10 protein-coding genes, 1 tRNA gene and 1 pseudogene are annotated in these 19420 nt (G+C 54.0%); 3 read left to right on the forward strand and 9 right to left on the reverse strand.

Translation table 11 applies throughout. The features are described 5' to 3' along the window. Positions 1-127: 127 nt before the first annotated feature. A complete protein-coding gene (locus ABLN87_RS15520; RefSeq protein WP_353011682.1) occupies positions 128-1720 on the forward strand; it encodes a GspE/PulE family protein in 1593 nt (530 codons plus the stop codon). Between the two features lie 197 nt (positions 1721-1917). On the opposite strand, the gene ABLN87_RS15525 is transcribed toward ABLN87_RS15520, so the two are convergent. Further along, entirely contained in the window at positions 1918-2640 is a 723-nt protein-coding gene (locus ABLN87_RS15525; RefSeq protein ID WP_353011684.1) for a hypothetical protein, read from the reverse strand. A 26-nt stretch (positions 2641-2666) separates the two neighbouring features. Here ABLN87_RS15525 and ABLN87_RS15530 point away from each other — a divergent pair, with 26 nt between their 5' ends. Both ABLN87_RS15530 and gspG read left to right on the forward strand, forming a co-directional pair. Further along, positions 2667-3197 carry a prepilin peptidase gene (locus ABLN87_RS15530; RefSeq protein WP_353011686.1) on the forward strand — a complete coding sequence of 177 codons (531 nt, stop codon included), beginning with the start codon at positions 2667-2669 and terminating at the stop codon, positions 3195-3197. Continuing rightward, on the forward strand, positions 3194-3622 hold the full coding sequence (gspG, locus tag ABLN87_RS15535) for a type II secretion system major pseudopilin GspG (RefSeq protein ID WP_353011687.1): 429 nt from the start codon (positions 3194-3196) through the stop codon (positions 3620-3622). Before ABLN87_RS15530 ends, gspG begins: the two co-directional genes overlap by 4 nt. Positions 3623-3713: 91 nt before the next feature. Here gspG and ABLN87_RS15540 read toward each other — a convergent pair whose 3' ends face one another. The 8 genes and pseudogenes from ABLN87_RS15540 to ABLN87_RS15575 form a co-directional block, all read right to left on the reverse strand. Further along, a complete protein-coding gene (locus ABLN87_RS15540) occupies positions 3714-4157 on the reverse strand; it encodes a tetratricopeptide repeat protein (protein ID WP_353011689.1) in 444 nt (147 codons plus the stop codon). A 17-nt stretch (positions 4158-4174) separates the two neighbouring features. Then, on the reverse strand, positions 4175-8746 hold the full coding sequence (locus ABLN87_RS15545; protein WP_353011691.1) for an RHS repeat-associated core domain-containing protein: 4572 nt from the start codon (positions 8744-8746) through the stop codon (positions 4175-4177). Between the two features lie 642 nt (positions 8747-9388). Continuing rightward, positions 9389-10188: pseudogene (locus ABLN87_RS15550) on the reverse strand (IS5 family transposase). A gap of 717 nt (positions 10189-10905) precedes the next feature. After that, positions 10906-11403, reverse strand: a complete 498-nt coding sequence (locus ABLN87_RS15555; RefSeq protein ID WP_353011693.1) for an invasion associated locus B family protein — start codon at positions 11401-11403, stop codon at positions 10906-10908. Continuing rightward, positions 11404-13905 (reverse strand): autotransporter outer membrane beta-barrel domain-containing protein, encoded by a 2502-nt coding sequence (locus tag ABLN87_RS15560; protein ID WP_353011695.1) that lies wholly within the window; start codon positions 13903-13905, stop codon positions 11404-11406. A gap of 388 nt (positions 13906-14293) precedes the next feature. Continuing rightward, complete coding sequence (locus ABLN87_RS15565) at positions 14294-17677, reverse strand: error-prone DNA polymerase (protein WP_353011696.1); 3384 nt, start codon at positions 17675-17677, stop codon at positions 14294-14296. After that, positions 17674-19152 (reverse strand): Y-family DNA polymerase, encoded by a 1479-nt coding sequence (locus tag ABLN87_RS15570; RefSeq protein ID WP_353011697.1) that lies wholly within the window; start codon positions 19150-19152, stop codon positions 17674-17676. The genes ABLN87_RS15565 and ABLN87_RS15570 overlap by 4 nt, the downstream gene beginning before the upstream one ends. A gap of 158 nt (positions 19153-19310) precedes the next feature. After that, positions 19311-19387, reverse strand: a tRNA-Met gene (locus ABLN87_RS15575). Between the last annotated feature and the right edge of the window lie 33 nt (positions 19388-19420).

Below are 19420 nucleotides of genomic sequence, written 5' to 3' on the forward strand. Positions count from 1 at the left end.
CTTGGCATTTCGCAATGCCCACCTGATCATTTATCTGCTCGCTTTTTTGGGGGTTTTTACCCTTATTTCTCTTGTTTATCGTACAACTATGAGCTTTGACAGTATTTTGTTTTTGAAGGGATAGGTTGTGACAAATTTGAATACCTCTGAGTTTCTAACTTGGCTTCAAGATGCTGATAATATTTCACAAACTGCCACTCTAAGAGCAAAAAACGCTAGCGAAAAGACTGGTACGCCCATCGAGAGAACTTTGCTTGAGTTCGGTTTGATGGACGAAGATGTTCTTTATAAGGAGCTGGCAAGATTTTTGGAGCTCAGATTTGTCACCGAAGCCGATTTTGACCTCAGCCTTATCGACAACATCGCGATCTCGCGCGATTTCTTAGATCGAACAGAGGTTCTACCTGTGATTGAAGACCGTTCCACCATTCTGGTGGCAACGGCCAACCCGCGCATGCACGAAACAGTTCAGAGTGTGGGGTTCTACTTAAAGCTGCCCGTTCAGATGGTGATTGCAACACCAACCACGATCAAGACCTTGTTGGCGCATAGTAGTCCAGCAGGCGAAAACAAAGAGGACGTGTCGGATTTTGATATTGAACGGCTCAATGCACTGGCTAACGATGGCCCCACCATCAAGCTTGTCAACGACATAATATCTGACGCAGTTAGGATGGGCTCATCGGATGTTCATATTGAAGCCGGCGAGACATCGGCTGCGATACGTTTCAGGATCGACGGTCGCTTACGCACAGCCAGTACAATCTCGACAAACCACTGGGCCTCGGTCATCTCCCGTCTCAAAGTTATGGCTGACCTCAATATCTCTGAAAAGAGGCGACCACAGGACGGGCGCGCGCAATTGTCGGTACGCGGGAATGTGATTGACATCCGGATGTCTACGCTTCCCACTCAGTTTGGCGAGAGCATCGTGCTCAGACTGCTTGATCGGTCCAACGTGTCTTTGGATTGGACGGAGTTAGGGTACGACCAGACCAGAATTGGGCAAATCGAACGCATCGCAAATATGCCGAACGGAATATTTCTTGTTGCAGGTCCCACCGGAAGCGGCAAAACCACGACGCTTTATACGGCATTGAGTGGTCTGAATTCGACCGATCGGAAAATCGTCACGGTCGAAGATCCAATTGAATATACCTTGCCCGGTGTAAATCAAGTACAGGTAGAACCAGCTGTTGACATGACCTTCGCCCGGGCTCTACGTGCGATCCTGCGACAAGACCCTGACGTCATTATGGTTGGTGAAATACGCGACCAAGAGACGGCAGAAATCGCGGTTCGGGCTGCGTTGGTTGGACGCCTCGTTCTGTCAACGATCCATACGAATGACTCCCTGTCAGCGGTAACCCGCCTTTTCGACCTTGGTGTACCCCCCTACCTTTTGTCAGCCACCTTGCGCGGAGTTCTTTCGCAACGCTTAGCACGCACGATTTGCTCCAAATGCCAGGGAAATGGCTGCGAAACGTGCGGGAAATCGGGAAAGAGGGGGCGCACTGTTGTTTCGGAGCTTCTCGAAATAACCCCATTAGTAAGTTCGGCCATTTCAGACGGTGCCTCCCAAGACACGTTGGCTCGCATAGCGCACAAACAAGGATTTCTTACGATACGTGATCAGGCGGAGAACCTTCGAATTTCAGGAAAGATCGATGCGTTCGAACTTAACCGAGTTTTGGGTTCTGACATCGAATGGTTATCTTAGATGATCTTCAAAAGGTCCACCTGCCCTTCTTTCGCGCCCGAGTTTGGTTTTTATCTGTACCCTGCACAGATCCATCCAGTTATACTGATCATTTAAGCCACTCTGTGTTCCGAAAATGGTTAGACAATCGAGATCAGAGTGTGTTCTAAGAAGTCTTTCGATCGAATGATGAGTGTTCTTAACAAGTTTTTTCTCACTCAATACAACTCCAAAATGCGTCCGTCCACGCCCGGATTGCCAAGGTGAACTACGCCAACAAAACGCAAAAATCGCCCCGCCTCCCACAGATCAACACGGAAGGTCACGCGCGAAGCCGAAGTTTGCCAGACCCTCGGAATTTCTAGACTCTGAGCGCCTTCACTTGATTTAGAACCTGCCAAAAGCGCCATCAAACCCTGCGGCGCCCAATCGGGCGCAATGCCAAAGCGACCAGAATGAACAGTTGCGAATTCTCTGAGACGCAGACCATCCTCATAAGGAGTGTCTGCGACACGCGCAAAATCAGCGACGCTGTGCAACCGATACGATTTGCGTCGCCACTCCCTGAACTGCTCGACAGCGGCATCAGGGATCTCAAGAGCCTTAAATAGGGCGTTCAGCAATTCAGGCCCGGCTGTGTTCAGATCGATCAGGCCACCCACATCCTGCAAGATCAATGTCAATTCGCGCCCGTTTTGCTGAAACACCAAAGACGTTTGTGGATCAATTTGATTTGAACCGGGGCCAAACACTCCAATTGCCAGTTCCGCCAGAGCCTGATTTTCCTGCTGAAATCGCCCCAGTTCCAACTCAGCTTCGGTATAGGCTTGACCAGCAAGGAAACGGTTGCTGGTGATTGCAAACAACAGCGCCACAATGCTGAGCGTTGAGAGCACGACAATCAGCGCAAAACCCTGGTTTCGTCGTATGCTTGCAAGCACTTCCGCGACCTCCTATCAGACTGGTCATGAAAACCTATTGGCTTATCTTTACTCATCTTATGGTTTATGGCGTGTTTGCCGCCACTTCAATGCCATTGAACTGGATGGCCCTTCCTTTCGCAGCGCTTCTGATCTGGATCAGCGTTTGGGATTTCATGACATTTGAAATTCCGGATGCAGCGGCTTTGCTGTTGGTAGTATCCGGTGCGGCTGCGCTCTATGGAAGCCCAGGGCTACTCCTAATAGACCGAATTTCAGGTGCAATACTTTGGCCATTGCTGTTTTGGGGCGTCGCCGAGCTCTATCTGAAAACGCGCGGCGTTCACGGTCTGGGCTTTGGCGATGTCAAACTCATGGCGGGTATCGGAATATGGTGCGGGGCTTACGCCACCACCTATATCGTTTTAACGGCTGCGCTGGCGGGGTTGGCAGTGCTTAGCCTGTTTGCGGTTGTCCAATCGACTTCTGTGAAAGATATCGGTCAATCGAAGGTTGCATTCGGTCCGTTTCTTTGCCTCTCTGCCTGGAGTATCTGGTTGTACGGAGGCGGCATATGAATCGCAGGCAACATCAATGGAATGCACGCAGCGGTGTGACGATTCTGGAAGTGCTTATCGTGCTGGCCATCATTGCCATGATCGCTGCGGTCGCAGGCCCCAGATTGATTGGATATCTAGGGCGTGCCAAGTCTGAGACCGCAAAGCTGCAAATCCAGCAAATCGGCAGTGCATTGCAGTTGTTCTACATAGACACAGGTCGTTACCCGACCAGTTCCGAAAGCCTTGGCGTTCTTGTGTCTGCGCCTCCGGGAGATCCGTCATGGGCAGGGCCCTACCTGGACAATGAGGAAGGCCTGATCGACCCATGGGGCCGAGCATATATCTACGCCGAACCTGACGATCAGAGCCAACCGAGCGTGACAAGCCTGGGCCGGGACGGAAGCCGTGGTGGTTCAGGGGAAGACGGCGACGTTTCGGGTTGATCGCACGTGAGAAATGTGAACCAGCTGGCTAGTGTCCTCGGCTCTTAGACGTTCACTAATGTTTGCACTTCTACAAGCATCAAGTTGTTCACTATTTGTCCTCTCGATGCCGAATAGCTTCCAATACACCATTTAAGTCGTCATAGAGTTCTTGGTTTTTGGCCGTGCCGATTCCGTAATATAGACATCTGCAAACTTCTTCTGCCCCAGACAAATCACCAAGCATCATGGCTCGTAGGTAGTTTTGAAATGCTTCACTGAGATCTTTTTCAACGAAGTCTCCTGTCTCATACGCTACACCCAGATCAAAAGCCGCTGCCGCCCAGTTTTTTTTCGCTGCGCGGGCGATAAACCGAACTCCCTTAGATACATCTTTGTCTAAGTACTTTCCATGTAGATAAAAAGTACCGATTGCGTAGATGGCTTCAGCGTCACCCAAATTAGCCGCTTCTAGTAAGAGACTTAATATTTCCTCCGAGTCGCCACCTTCTTGTTCTAGCTTCCGTGCGATTTCAGTTTTATCTGTGAGTTCCATTTTTCTTACTCCTAAACCTAACGAGGAGGCCAAGGTCCTTTGTAGTTTGGCGGGCGCTTTCTCGGCGGTTTCCGACTGCTGTCACCTTTTTCGTTACCTCGATCGCGATTTTTTCTGGCTCGACCTTTCTCGTGTTTAGCCTTTGTCGAGGGTCTTGCGCCAGATGTGTGCTCTGCACCGTTCTCGTCTTGATGAACGTTCGGCCACCAGCCGTCCTCAAATGGGTCGCACAGCATCCTTGCGATTGAAAATGGAATCGGCTCAGCGGGATTGGTGTTTGTTGTTCTGTCCAGCAATTCAGTAAGAATATCCAGCATAAACTGGCCAGCTTGAGTGTGGTGGTTCCCTGATGGTGTCGATGGGGCAATAGGAGGCGGGAGGGGTATGACAACCTGCTCCCCTCTTGGATCGGTATACCTGCCTGGGTTTTGCAGTGCGTATCCATATACGGAAGGTCCATCGACGAGGCCAAGCGGGTCTGCCTGGATATATCGTCCTGTTGTTGGGTCGTAGTCGCGCATCCAGTTCTGGTGGAGGCCAGCTTCGGATTGGAACCACTGGCCGGGGAAGCGGAGGTCTGAATTGGCGCCTGTAGAGGTATGGACGCCCCCGAAGGGCAGAAAGCTGGCCTCCCAGACCTTCAACCCATTTGCGTCGGTCGCAAAAGCAGGTCGCCCGATCTGGTCGGTACGCACAAAGTAAAGCGTGTCGTTTTCGACAACGCCCACGGCCTCACCGTTGAACCAGATATACTCGCGCAGCAAAGTTGAGCCGCCCGATACCGGATCGTACTCATACTCGGCCAAACGATTGCCATCGGAATCGTGGATGACATGCAGGGTCTTACCCTCTTGCGTCAGGCGCCGTATGACCTGCTGGCCGAGTGCATTATAGACATATTCAGCCTGCACCACGCCATTGATCGAGAACTCCGACATCCGGTTCGCCGCGTTATAGGCATAGCCATAGCCACCGCTAGATCGGTTATCATAAGTGACATTCCCAGCCATATCATGGGTGAATGTACGGGTGCTGAGGCCAACTGTTATATCTGCCAGCCGGTTTGACGTCGCCGGGTAGTTGTAGCTGGCCGTCGTCAACGTGCCATTGTTGTCCTCTACTTTGCTGGTTCGATTTCCAACCTTGTCATACGTGAAGTCAATCTCGCCATACGGACCAATTGCCTCGGCCAGACGCTGCTGCGCCGAATATTGGAAGGTCTCAGAGTTCAGGCTGTTCAGATTATCTGTGACAGCACCGAGGTTGTCCCGCGTAGTCCAGCTATGCGTCAGGTCCCGCAATGCTATCGCGCCCAGATCATCTTTGAGCGCGTTCAGACGATATGACGTGTCATAGGTCCGAACATGGGTCGCGTTGTCGCCATAGGTAAAGCCGGTCACCGGCCCGAAGGGCGCGTATGCTGCACCACTCAGCACAGTTTGCGCAGGCGGGAACACACCGGTTTGCGGGTCAATCACCTGCCGCTGAATGGTGACATCCGTCACCCGCTCCTGACCGTCGTAGGAATAACTGATGCGCAGGCCCGAGGGCGTTGTCAGATGATCCAGAAGACCAGCGGCGTTGTAACCATACGAAGTGTCATAAGTTGCAGTTTGCAGTTGCCGACGATCCAATGTGAGGCGTCCACCGTCTGCATAAGTGCGGCTGATTGTGCCCGCCTGATCCGTGATCGTGGCGATCTGACCCTGACCCTCGCTGCCGTTCGCAGTGCCATCGTAGACAAACAGTTGGTTTTCAATCGAAGCCGTTGGGAAGCCACGTGCTGTAATGCGCCCGCCATCATCATAAGTGTAATTGGAAACGGTTCCACGTCCATCGGTCATCGATGTCACCAGGCCACGCTCGTCATAAGTATAGATGATCGTTCCGCGATCTCCGCTTTCTTCGCGGACAACATCGCCGAACCCGTTGTAGACAAAATTCGTCACCAGATTCCGCGGGTCAGTGTACTGAGTCACCAAATCCGCATTATTATGCGACATATCGGTTTGCGCGCCGTTCTGCTGATCCAGCATCGATACCAGACGGTTAAGGCTGTCAAAACCATATGTCGTAGAATTCGACAAAGCATCAGTTGCACTGGCCAGATTGTCTTCTACGTCATGCGTAAAGGTTGCCAGTTGCCCGTGCGGCCCGGACAAACCCCGCATCCGCGACAGTTCATCATAGAGATATGTTTCTTCAAACTGAGTGGCCCCTGCTGCACTCAGATATTCGGTTTTAGTCACATTGTCCGCGGCGTCGTAATGATAGACCATTTTTTGACCAGCCTGGTCCAGAACTGCTGTCAGTCGACGCGCACGGTCGTATTCAAATGTCCAGGTGTGACCACTGCTATTGGTAAATGATGTGACCTGCCCTACAAGGTCATATGCGTAGGAATTGGTGTATTCCTTAGACGAGCCGGCATTTTCTGTCGTTTGCACGACGCGCCCCAAAGCATCATAAGCCATGACCCAAACCACACCGTTCGGCTCTTCAATTCGTTGCGGCAGATCGTTGGCGTCAAAGTCGCTGAAGGTGGTCGTCAACCCATTGGCATCAGTAATGGCAGTGACCACGCCAGAAGAGTTGTATGTGTAGCTGGTTACGTCATCGATACTGTTTGATACGAGGCCTGGTCCATCAATGCTTTGAAGAACTTTCAACCCACTTCCCAGCGTGGTGTAGTTGTAAGTCCAGTTCCGAGTCTGTCCGTTGCTTGGGCTACCCGACAAAACATCTGTTTGAGTATAGGAAACGACCTGCCCATCTGCATCATATGCAAAGCTCTCCGACATCTCGTTTGTTGTTCTGGTGAGCGGTAGCTGAAGCTCTGAATGCCAGGTGTAACTGGTTACACGCGGCGCGAGCCCGTCTGCATCTTCAGTCTTGGTAAGAACCAATCCACGCGCATCCCGCTCATATGTTGTTCTCGAGCCGTTTCTTTCCACTCGTTCATATACGAAACCTTCTGGTGCTCCTGCATTGGGGGCGTACCCTAGGGATTTGGTCGTCGCCAAACAGTGCTGCGTAGCAACCCCGTCAATGGCAACAGGACGTTTAACTCCCCCAACCCATTCATATGAATAGTTCGTTTCTTTACCCAAAGGATTGGTAACCTTTACCCCGCCGGCCGATGCGGTACTGGCAGCTTCGACGACAACGGAGAAATCCAGAGAGTCCTCCGCATGTCCGGTGAACACAGCACGTGGAGCACCCGTCTGAGCATCAGCTTCAGAAGCGGAATATTCAAAACTCGCGAACTCAAATGGATCACCATTTGCATCCACGCGACCGTCTGAAATTCCGGCAAGCAACGGTAGCTCTCGATGGCCATTCAATATTGGATCGTAGGAGTAAGACGTCGATTGCAATTCTGCATTGGACTGCAAATCCGTCACAACTGCGGAGCTTAGCTCCAAACCACTAAGGCGCCCAGCGTCCGAATATGTATAGTTGACAGCAACGGAGGGATCGAAATTCTGGCCGTCGTAAGAAGGATCAACGTCGATTTTCGAAACATACCATAGGGTTTCCGGAACAAAATTCCAGACGACGCCATCGAGTCCAAATGGATCATGATCGATTTCGACCCATGTGAAATCTGCCCGCTGGCCCCTGTTGTCTGTCGCGGATTGGATACGGCCATCACTGTTTCTGTCAAACGTGATGCGGTACCCATCCTGCCACTCGATTTTTGACGCATACCGGTACTTCGAGCGGCTTACATTCATGTTCCACGGCAGACCGTAGGCTGACAGTGTGATTTCGCGACCCGAACCATCAGACAGCCTGAAATTGTCATTCTCTGGTGTAGGCGTATCGATCCACGAGTAGTTAGCCTCATGATCTGTTGCCCCAATGTAAGTCAATTCGAGCGCGCTTCCCTCAAGCAGCGTTGCGCCTATGTCGTTATTGGCGTTCCCGAAGGTTGTGATTACATTTCCTGGACTAAAGAGCCTTTGCTCAAACTGCCACGAATAAGGCTGCACGTGCATATAAGACCAGTTACCTTCCCAACCAAGCCCGAAGTCATATGGGTTATAAAACCTACCCCCGGCAGAGTTATAGTGACGCACTAACGAAAATCGCGAATCTTTGATCGATACCCAGTCGGTTGCGACTTCGGTTTTAATGCCATGCGCAAGAGAAATGGGATTACCCGCAGTGTTGGTGCCTGGGTTTCCATCTGCGCTACAGGTCCCGCAATCTCCTGTCTGGCAGACACAGGATGGTCCAACATCACAGTACTTTTCGGGTTGCTTTGTACCATCCAGTGCCGTCACACAGGCCAGTTGACGATCTCCTAATCCAAGTTTCCACCCGTTTAGAATTGGCCGTTTATGATAACACCGAAGCTCTTCGCCAAACAATTGCTTGTTGATTCTGTAACCGAGCTCTACGTAGCCCTTTTGCTTCAAATGCTCTGGCAACTGACAGGCTATAGCAGCCGATTCTTCGTAGGTGTAGTTACCTGTTCTCCACATATGAACACCTTGTGTTTCACATGTTTGCTGTGCCATCGAGGTAACAGGAAAACATAGCACAACGGCTGAAATAGCAGCTCTAAGTATCTTGGGGATCATTTAGAAATTCCACAATTTAAAGGCGTTCTATGGATGCAAAGTTCTCCAATAAGGAGATTTTGTCAACAGAGTACTGCGGTGACCTTCCAAACATTCCAATATGGATGGTCTATACGTCCAACACCGGCATCCTCGCAGAAAAGTCAGCCAATATTTCCCATGTGGCTCACCTTTTTCGTTCCCGTGAACTATCCGGGGTTTGGCCTGTTTCTCAATGACGACATGTCTCAAAGTGGTGGTGCGGAATGTCTGCCAAACACGAAAACCCGAAGTTACTCTGGATATAGAACGTCGAATTAGGTCAACTTTCAGGACAGTCTCAGATCCCGCCTCTTGCAAGATTATTCCCTGCAAGCATAGGCGATTTCGCTGATCATCGTAGAATACTTCCCTGTTAATCGATCTAGGGAAAATGCATGCAAGCCACTGTTTTAAAGAGTAACTTCGAGCTCCAATACGCCGAAATCGACCCAAATCTATAAGTTTTCCCTGTATTTTCCCTGTTTACAGGGAATTCTGCGTGAGACTGGATAGCTCGAGACTGCGCGCCCAGCCATGATGTTCCAATAAATCACACACTTAATAATTAGTCGCAGATTGTGGATAATTTTCAGGGACTTAGGGTCAGGACTCGTTGTTGTTTCATAGCCAGAATATGACAGTGGCGGCGAGAGCGATGGCGGAGAGGAATACCTTTGGGCACCTGTCATAGCGGGTTGCCACACGCCGCCAATCCTTGAGCCTGCCGAACATAATCTTGGATCACTGCCCGGCAGTGCATTGCGAAGCAATGTCACGAGAGGGGCGATTGCGCCGTTTGTAGCGGCGTTTGTCATATTTGACGGTGGCCTTGCGTTGCTTCCGACCAGGGATACATACGCGTATTCCTTTGTCTTTCAGGGCTTCTCTGAACCAATCGGCGTCGTAACCTCGATCTCCGAGCAGCCAGTCGACATTGGCCAGACTGCTCAAAAGGGCCTTTGCCCCGATGTAATCACTCACATGCCCGGCAGTAACAAAGAGGTTCAAAGGTCGCCCTTTGCTGTCACAGATGGCGTGCAACTTGGTATTCATACCGCCTTTGGTTCTCCCAATCAGGCGACCGCGCCCCCCTTTTTGACGCCCAAACTGGACGCTGTGCGGCGGGCTTTCAGATAGGTGGCGTCGATCATGATCGTCTTCTCTTCGACATGCTCAGCGGCCAGACCGACCATCATCTGGGCAAAGATGCCTTTGTCACTCCATCGTTTCCAACGGTTATAAAGGGTCTTGTGCGGCCCGTACTCCTTGGGCGCGTCTCGCCACCGTAAACCATTGCGATTGATGAAGATAATCCCACTCAACACACGCCGGTCATCGACACGAGGCTTGCCGTGGGACTTGGGGAAATAGGGCTCCAGACGCGCCATCTGCGCATCGCTCAGCCAGAAAAGGTCAGACATGTCACCACTCGTTTTTCGAACGATGAATCATGCCGAAAAGCGGAAATCAATGGGTCCTGACCCTAGAAAGGTAAAAAAGTCTCGCGACTTGTGAATTGCCCGGCTGCTTTTCGCTGCGCTGGGCTCGATCGGCCGATTTCCTCGCCGCGCAGCGGCGTTTGTAAGTTCGCAATTGCAGAGATTTTTCTGCTGCGAGCGCGCGCAGCAAAAACATCGAAATCACAGGTTGGGCTCACAACAGCCGTTGGTTACACTTCGCACGAATGTCGGCTTCCGACATTCAGATCAGGTTTGTTTGGCCCGCTCCCCCCCCTATCCTCTTCACTGTTAGTCGTAAGAAGTTCCCGGATCATCAGAGAAAAATTTCCTGTTAATCGATCTAAGGAAAATCCACGCAAGTCACTGTTTTAAAGAGTAGCTTCGAGCTCCAAACTACCGAAAACGGCCCAGATCCATGAGTTCTCCCTGTAAAGTCCCTGTTAACAGGGAATTCTGCGCGAGACTGGACAGCTCGAAACTGCGTGCACAGCCAGTTTTCCCTTAAATCGAGTGATGTGAAGACCGCACTACTTGTGACGTTTTTAGCTGGTCTTTGAATGCGATACACGGCTTAACCGATTTCCGGCCACAGTCTCTGCCCACGCCTTATAGTCAGATTGGACTCTGAAGAAGTGTCAGGGGATCCGTATCTGATTGATTGGTGTCAGCGACAACGGATCAAAGCGCATCAAAGGCTGCCGTGAAACCCGCTAATGACACAGGTACTTCAAGCGCTTGTCCACCATCCAGCGTATAGAGCGAGATTTGCACCGTGTTACTCTGTTTCATCTGATCCACAATCCCCGGCCCAAGTGTCAGGGGTACCACACACCCGAAATTCTGACAGGTTCGCATCGGAAGATTCCACCGGGGGCCGCCGTCGATCGACAGCGAAATACCTTTGGTGATATCCAGCCCAAATGGCACGATCACAATACCCGAGGCCGCGCCTTCGGCGTTTCGCTGCAGCTCGACCCGCAGCAGTAGGCCGGACTGATTCTGCAGGTTCAGGCTTTGGCTCATGGCGCATTGCCGCTGATCAGCCTCTTGGGTGCAGTTCACTGTCCAGCTTTGATATTGCGTGGATGTTGTTTCTGTCGTCTGTGCCGAGCCCATGCCCGACACCGTAACAAGAGCGGCCCCGCCCCACGCCAGAACCCTGGATATGTTGATCATTCAGAACCGAACCTGCAAACCCAATGTGGCTTCCAGTTCGTAACTATCCCCAAGATCATTAAGACCAGTAAGATAGTTCAGCGAACCAGAAAGCTCGTAACGTTCATTCAGGATCATACGCGCGCCAAGGCCCAGTTCAATGCCGGTATCATCGATCTCCTCGTTGAACTCCATCCCCCCGGCCGAAATCCGGGTGGTCGGGTCAAACTCGTGATAAAGGTTCACGACACCAAAATAGCTGCCGGTGCCGCGACTGTTGGCAAACCATTTGTTTGCGGACAGGCCGAGCCGCGCCAGTACGCTGTCGGCATCATCAAAGACAACATTGTTGCCCGAACTGTCGGTGAAGTCGTCCACATCCAGCGAGGCATAGGTCAGCTGCGCCTGAGGGATCAGAACGAGGCCCGGTTTGACCTCGTAAGGACGACCAACCTCAACCGAAATCGCGTATTGATCCGAGTCGATATCGTTCTGTTCCAGCCCCGTGGCAGGGTCGCGCGTATCGCTGGAGTTGTCGTTGTACTGAAGCTGTGTGTCGACATAAAAGCCACGCGCGTCCAGCCAGGTGGCGCTAAGGGTCAGGCCCAACGACGTCGTGTCGATATCACTGTTGCCCTGATCGGTCCGCACCGTGCTTGAGGCATCGTCATAGCTGATCGCCACCCCACCGTAGAGCGCCCCATTGGCGAATTCGGACAGCAGCGTATCTGCCCCTACCGCTATCGTATAGGTGTCCGTCCGCACTGTGTTGATCCCTGCGTCCGACCGAGCCGGCGCGATTTCGCTACGTCGTCCGGTGAGTTCCAGCCAGACCGGGGTATCCGGGTAGGACAAGACATCGCCATCGGTGCCAAAATCACGAACCCGCTGTCTGGTCGCGTCCCCAGAAGGTGCTACAGCGGTTCTTGCGGCAGTACGCGCCTGAAAACTGCGGACACGGTTCACTGATTGCAGGATTGAAGGCAAAGCCTCAAATGAGGCGATGCTAGATCCAACAAGGATCGGATTGCCGGACGCATCCAGGCTGGACAGCACAAAACTGCCGCTGCCAGTGTCGACAAGACGATAGCCAAACGGACCCGCAACCACAATTTGTTCGCCGGTGGCTGTCTGAGATGTTCCATTCAGCGTGAAGATGCCATTTGACGCTCCACCGACTTGGATAATTTCAATCCCATTGATGGTTTCTGCCCCGGCACCACCGATATTGTTGACCGATACAAATGTGGTGCCCGAGGTGTCGCCTGCGATCTGAAGCATGTCCGTGGTCGACCCGTCACCGCCAAGTTCGACATCCAGCAGGATAGTTCCGCCGGTGCCGACAAAGTCACCACTGACAGTGACGACATCGCCCACCGATCCGTTCTGTGCCGAGAGCATACCGCCATTGCTGATATTCCCGGTCAGGCTGGTCGCTCCGGTGTTAAGACGCAAACTGCTGCCTGATTGAACTGTAAGCCCGGTTCCGGCACCGCCATCACCCGCGGTCAGGCTGTTGTCGGTCAGTGTGATCGTCGAATTATTGGTAATCTCTATCACTTCGAAGTTGGTCACGTTTGCCCCAGCCAATGCACCGCTGCTGCCAAAGCGCAGCGTGTCGACAAAGCCGTCCCCACCGGAGGAATCGTCGCCACCGTCAAACAGGGTAACGCCGCTGAAGTCACCACCGGTGAAGTCTAAGGTATCACTGCCATCGCCCAAGGTTATAGCACCTGTGACCGCAGCGCCCGAGTTTACGGTCACTGTGGCGTCAGACTGGTCATTGGTGATCGCCGTACCAGATGTGGCACTGACGGTGCTGCCTGAATTCAGGGTTATATTGACTGCGGTGCCAGAACCAGCCTGCGTTGCAATGCCCGCGCCTGTGCCGCCAGTTACAGCGCCTGATGTGGTGATGGCAATCGAACCCGAGCCCGTGTTCTGCGCAAATATGCCCGTGCGCCCGCCGTTGGCGTTGACTGCGGTAATCGTTAGGTCAGTCCCCGCATTCCGCCCGTTTATTCCGTCCTGAGATGTGCCTGAAGCTGTTCCTGTGGACGTGATTGTCAAAGCGCCTGTGCCATTGTTACGCGCCGTGATGCCGAAACTTCCACCGTTTGTGTCAACGGCAGAAATTGTCATATCGGTCGCCGTTCCGGCATTGTTCGCGTACACCCCGGTACCGCCTGTCCCGGTCACAACACCTGTGACCGTGATTGTCATCGCGCCCGTTCCCGTGTTGCGCGAGTAAATCCCCAAGTTCGACCCCGTGATGACCGAGCTATTTGCATCCGTAAACGAAATGCTGTCACTGGAACGCAGATTGAGCGCATTCCCGCTAGAGACCGTATGCCCAAATCCTGGCTGCGTTGTCACTGTCAGAGGGGATGCGCCTGAATTCAGCGTAATGGTTGCGTCACCACCAGTTGCTGGACCCGAGCAGGAATAGGTTCCACCCCCCGACGGCGTGCAACTGCCGCCATATGCAGTGCGGCCATATGCGCCGACGACGGCAAGCGCCATGGATGAGGTCAAAAGAAGATTAGATTTGCGAAGCGGAGCCAACAGGCTTTGATTTTTGGGCACGGGAGACAATTTCTTTGGACTGGTTACTGTCTAACCCTAGCCAGTGAGCCGCGCTTTTCCAAGGATCAAGTTAATTAAGTGTTAACACACTTCGCAATTCCACTTGGGTGCTCAATCTGTGATTGTTTGTCACGCATCTCAGGCAGCGGGAAATTCACCGTTTTTTGCCTTGATTAAGAGCTGCCTTAAGATCACCTGTGCTTTCAAAATTCTACATGGAATGTGAAACACAGCCGGAATTGTTCTCAATTTCGCAACAATTTTCCCTTCCTCCAAGCTTTATGCAAAAGAAGTGCTGAATACCACAGTCGCTACAAATGGCCGATTAATGAAAATCCCGGCTTGGGAACAATCGCTTTGCCTGATCCCTTGGGTGCATTGCCCGCGCGGGATAGCGGGATTGTTTGAGCGTATCATCCGTGCGGGCAGCTTCGGTGCTCAGGGCCTCTGGCTGTGGATGCCCCAATTCGGACAGCTTATGCGATAAGTCCTCAATGTCCTGAGCAATCAAATGCACGACGATCCCTTCGCGTTGCAGATATCCTGTCACCCGCAGCAAACGCCCCCCCATCACAATACGACGGAAGCGGTCATAAACCTTGGGCCAGACCACCACATTGCTGACCCCGGTCTCATCCTCCAACGTCAGGAAAATAACACCCGAGGCCGTGCCGGGCCGCTGGCGGGTGATGACAAGGCCACACACGCTGTACCGCCCCAGCGGCACCTGTTGCAAAGAGGCATGTGTGACTAATCCCGGCAATGAGGGGCGCAGCAGTTCCATAGGATGCGCCCGCAAGGTCAGACGGGTTGAGACATAATCCTCGACCACCTCTTCACCCAATTGCATGACCGGCAGATTGACCTGCGGTTCGTGAACCATTTCTCCGTCAATTGGATCGTTGAACAACGGCAGAGGTTTCGGGCTTTGAATCGCCTTGACCTGCCAGAGTGCATCGCGCCGGGTCAGGCCCATATCAGAAAAGGCATCCGCCTCGGCCAGCCGCGTCAGCACATCCGGACGAAGCCCGGCACGCAGCCAAAGTGCCTCTGGGTCCGGGTAGCCATTGCCACGCGCGGCCACAATCCAACCTGCGTCTTCTTTCCTGAACCCCTTGATCTGGCGGAACCCCAGCCGCAGGGCCAGCGCGCCATCGGGGCGGCGTTCCAGAATATTGTCCCATTCCGAATGATTGACGCAGATGGGCCGCACCTCGACCCCGTGCTCACGCGCGTCGCGCACGATCTGGGCAGGGGCATAAAACCCCATGGGCTGAGAGTTCAGCAGCGCACAAGCAAAGATCGCCGGGTGATGACATTTCAGCCAGGCCGAAACATAGGCCAGCATGGCAAAAGCGGCTGCGTGACTTTCGGGAAACCCATAATCGGCAAAGCCTTCGATCTGCGAGAAACAGCGCTCTGCCACCTCCATGTCATAGCCTTTGTTCAGCATCCCCTTGATAAATTTATCCCGGAATGTGCCGATTGTACCCATCCGCCGGAACGACGCCAAAGAACGGCGCAAATGGTCAGCCTCTTCCGCTGTAAAGCCTGCCCCGACCACCGCGATCTGCATGGCCTGTTCCTGAAACAGGGGCACCCCTAATGTGCGTGCTGTCACCTGCTCCAGTTCCGGGCCAAAGGGTTCGGGTTTTTCCAGCTTGTTGCGCCGCCGAATGTAGGGCCGCACCATATCCCCTTGAATGGGTCCCGGGCGGACAATGGCAACCTCGATCACCAGATCATAAAACTCACGCGGCCGCATTCGGGGCAGGAAGTTCATTTGCGCCCGGCTTTCGACCTGAAAGACGCCGACTGCATCCGCCCGGCAGAGCATGTCATATGTGGCCGTGTCGCCCTGCGGCACCTTGGCGATGCTCAGGTCCTCACCCTCATGCGCTTGCAAAAGATCAAAGGATTTGCGCAGACAGCTGAGCATACCCAGCCCCAGAACGTCGACCTTCAGGATATTGAGCGCATCAATGTCATCTTTGTCCCAACAGATGACAGTGCGATCCTCCATCGCGGCATTCTCAATCGGGCACAGCTCATCCAGACGCCCCTTGGTGATCACGAAACCGCCGACATGCTGAGACAAATGGCGCGGAAAGCCGATGATCTCACCTATCAGGCGGAGGGTTTGCATCAGGCGACGGTCGTCAGGGTCCAGCCCCAACTCTCGCACACGGCCCAGATCAACGCCACCATTGGTCATGCCCCAGATCTGGCTAGATAGCCCTGCGGTCACATCCTGCGATAACCCCATCACCTTTCCGACCTCGCGGATCGCCGCGCGAGTGCGGAAATGGATGACGGTGGCGCATAGGCCAGCACGGTGGCGGCCGTATTTTTCATAGACCCATTGGATCACCTCTTCGCGCCGCTCATGTTCGAAATCGACGTCAATATCCGGCGGCTCGCCACGGTATTTCGACACAAACCGTTCAAAAACCATGGCAATCTGCCCCGGAGGGACATCCGTAATACCCAAGAGGTAACACAGCACCGAATTAGCTGCCGATCCGCGCCCCTGGCAAAGAATGCCTTGTGAGCGGGCAAACTGCACAATGTCATGCACGGTTAGGAAATATGCTGGGAACCGGAGGTCCGCGACCACTGCCAGTTCCTTGTTCATCAAGTCAACCACCGCATCAGGCGGCCCATCAGGATAGCGGCGCTGCAGCCCTTCATGGGCCAACCGTTCCAACCGGGTTTGAGGTGGCTCGTCCGTTGCGATCTCATCCGGGTATTCGTAGGACAGTTCGCTCAGATCAAAGCTGCAGCGGCTTGCAATCTCCAATGTGCGGTGCAGCGCGGCAGGATGATCCCGAAAGACACGCGCCATATCGGTGCCTGCCTTCAGCCGCCGTTCCCCATTGCGCAAGGCGCGCGTTCCTATCTGATCAATCGTAATATGTTCCCGCATACAGGTCAGCACATCGGCCAATTGCCTACGGCTGGCGCGGTGCATCAGCACATCCCCCACCGCCACCATCGGCGCGCAGGCTCTTAGCGCCAGCCGGGCGCATTCGGCCAAATAGGCTTGATCGCTGCCATCGTAGCGTGGCACCGCACCCAGAAAGACGTGATTGGGAAAATGCCGCCGCATGGCCTGTATATCCGCTGCGGCCTTCTGCAAGCTGCTCTGAGGCAGCGCAATCAGCATCATGCCCTTGCACGCTGCCAGCAGATCCTGCGTATACAGCTCACAGTCCCCTTTATCCGCGCGTCGCTTGCCCAGGGTCAGCAATCGGCTGAGCCGCTTGTAAGCTGCCAGATCACAGGGCAGCGCCACCCAGTCCAATGAACTGTCCCGTAGCACCAGCCGGCAGCCAACGATCAGCTTAGGCAATACCGGGCAGTCTGGCCGAGCAAGGGCTTGCCTGTGCCCAACTGCCTGCCGCGACGATGAATCCACACATTGCTCAGACTGAATTTGCAACGGCTGCCCCGTCTGCCGTTTCAACTCTTTCAGTGCAGACCACGCGCGAACGACACCTGCCAGAGAATTGTGATCTGTCACAGCAATCGCAGACAGCCCCAGTTCAGCCGCGCGCAGCACCAGTTCTTCGGGATGTGACGCCCCAGTCAGAAAAGTGAAATTCGTGGTGACGCACAGTTCGGCATACCCGGTGCCCTGCGCATGAGCCTCCAGCATATCACGGCGAAAGGCTTCTACCGGACGGTGGGTGCGGTTCACTTCGATCATGCGAACTCTCCCTGCACAAACCAGCCCGGATTCTGCGGCGTGTAAAACAGCCAGAGCCTGCGCCCTTGCAGGGTTTCCACCCGCCAGTAATCGCGCAAGCCAGAACGCCAGTTTTCATCGGCCAACCACCATTCAGGGGCAATGCGCTCTGGTCCAGTCGCGCGGCTTGCTGTCAACGACATGCGCCGCCAGCGGAAACGCCTGGGTGGCTGTGGACCTGTTGCAGCAATCGGCTCGGGTGGGAACAGGCAAAGGGGGCGCGGGTGCTGGCTGCTCCACCCCCTTGAGGCTTCACAATAGGCGGCTGCCGCAATGATAAAGCTACGCTCGGGGATATGGCTGTCCGCCGGTAAAAACCGCTGAATATTCTCGAGCCCAACCCGAGTGCCTAGCCGGGTGATCAGGTCCTCTAACTGACCCTGCCCCCACCCCACAGCATGGCTGAGCTGTTGCACGGGTAGGTCTTCGACCTCCACAGCCTCCAGCCGCAGCTGATCGATGCCAAACCCCGCATCTATTTCCCCTAGCCCGCGTTCGAACAGGGGCAGGATACGATGAGGGTCACGTAAGGGCCGGGCCAGACGCAGCTCAACCTGCTGATACCCCTGATCTACCCGACGCAATGTCATGCACAGCCTGCGCGCGCCCATCTCTTGCGCATTCAGCTTGGCGCAGAGCTGCACCAACAGCCGTTCGGCCCCGGCCATAACATCGGTCAGCAACCCGATCGGCTCTGGCAGGGTCATGCGCACGGCATAACGGGACGGTTCGGTCAGTGGTGTAATTTCTTCCGGCTGCGCTCCTAAGGCCTGATCCAGCCGGAGCAGCACTCCGGCCCCAAAGCGGCGCGCCAGTGGTGCGCGCGGGTCAGCGACCAGCGCGCCGATTGTACGCAATCCCATACGCTGCAAAGTAACCGATGTCTCTTCATTCAGACGCAAAGCCGCCACGGGTAATAGGGCCAAAGCCCCCAACATATCACCGACAGGTGCCTGCCCCTCACCGTAATGAGCCAGCGCCCAAGCCGCACCCCGCGTATCGCCGACCCCGATCTGCACCGACAGCCCCGCGCGTGCCAGCCGCCCGCGTATATCGGCCAGCATCGCTGTCTCACCGCCAAACAGATGCGCCGACCCGGTGATATCCAGCACCAGCCCGTCGTCACCTTCCAGCCCCACCCAAGGGCAATATCGCGTCGCCCATCGGCGCAGAATATGTAAAAAGCGCAAGTCTGATTGAGGATCAGCGATACCGCTTTGCAGGGTCGGGCAAAAAGCACGCGCATCCGCATACGCCATACCCTTATGCAGCCCTTGCTCTGCCCCCGCGACATTCATGCAGTAAATGCGATTGGCATTCCGTTGCTTGAGGGTCAGAACAAAAGGTCCGTCCATCGGGCACTGACGCAAAACCCGGTCAGTCGCCAACCGGGGAAACCACAATGAAATGATGCGCCGCTGCATCTCATCGAACATGTTAGCTTCCGTGTTCTCTTTTTGTTCTTTTTAAGTTTCTCCCTTTGCAGAGTCGAGTCTTACGATCACGTGCAGACAAGCCCTGCTAACGCCGATGTTTGATCGTTAAGCGAACAGTCCAGTGGACTGTTTGTAGATCGAACGGGCTGTTTGGGTTTTGGTTGCGGGAGTAGGATTTGAACCTACGACCTTCAGGTTATGAGCCTGACGAGCTACCGGGCTGCTCCATCCCGCGACACTTTGGTATGGTCTACCGCCTATTCGGCTA

The sequence above is a fragment of the Ruegeria sp. SCP10 genome (genome assembly GCF_040329495.1).
In the GTDB taxonomy this organism is placed as follows: domain Bacteria; phylum Pseudomonadota; class Alphaproteobacteria; order Rhodobacterales; family Rhodobacteraceae; genus Ruegeria.

Excerpts from the sequence above, each read along its gene's own strand:
- ABLN87_RS15530 (WP_353011686.1), top strand. The coding sequence starts at position 2,667 with ATGAAAACCTATTGGCTTATCTTTACTCATCTTATGGTTTATGGCGTG.
- gspG (WP_353011687.1), top strand. The coding sequence starts at position 3,194 with ATGAATCGCAGGCAACATCAATGGAATGCACGCAGCGGTGTGACGATT.
- ABLN87_RS15540 (WP_353011689.1), bottom strand. The coding sequence starts at position 4,157 with ATGGAACTCACAGATAAAACTGAAATCGCACGGAAGCTAGAACAAGAA.
- ABLN87_RS15545 (WP_353011691.1), bottom strand. The coding sequence starts at position 8,746 with ATGATCCCCAAGATACTTAGAGCTGCTATTTCAGCCGTTGTGCTATGT.
- ABLN87_RS15555 (WP_353011693.1), bottom strand. The coding sequence starts at position 11,403 with ATGATCAACATATCCAGGGTTCTGGCGTGGGGCGGGGCCGCTCTTGTT.
- ABLN87_RS15560 (WP_353011695.1), bottom strand. The coding sequence starts at position 13,905 with ATGGCGCTTGCCGTCGTCGGCGCATATGGCCGCACTGCATATGGCGGC.
- ABLN87_RS15565 (WP_353011696.1), bottom strand. The coding sequence starts at position 17,677 with ATGATCGAAGTGAACCGCACCCACCGTCCGGTAGAAGCCTTTCGCCGT.
- ABLN87_RS15570 (WP_353011697.1), bottom strand. The coding sequence starts at position 19,152 with ATGTTCGATGAGATGCAGCGGCGCATCATTTCATTGTGGTTTCCCCGG.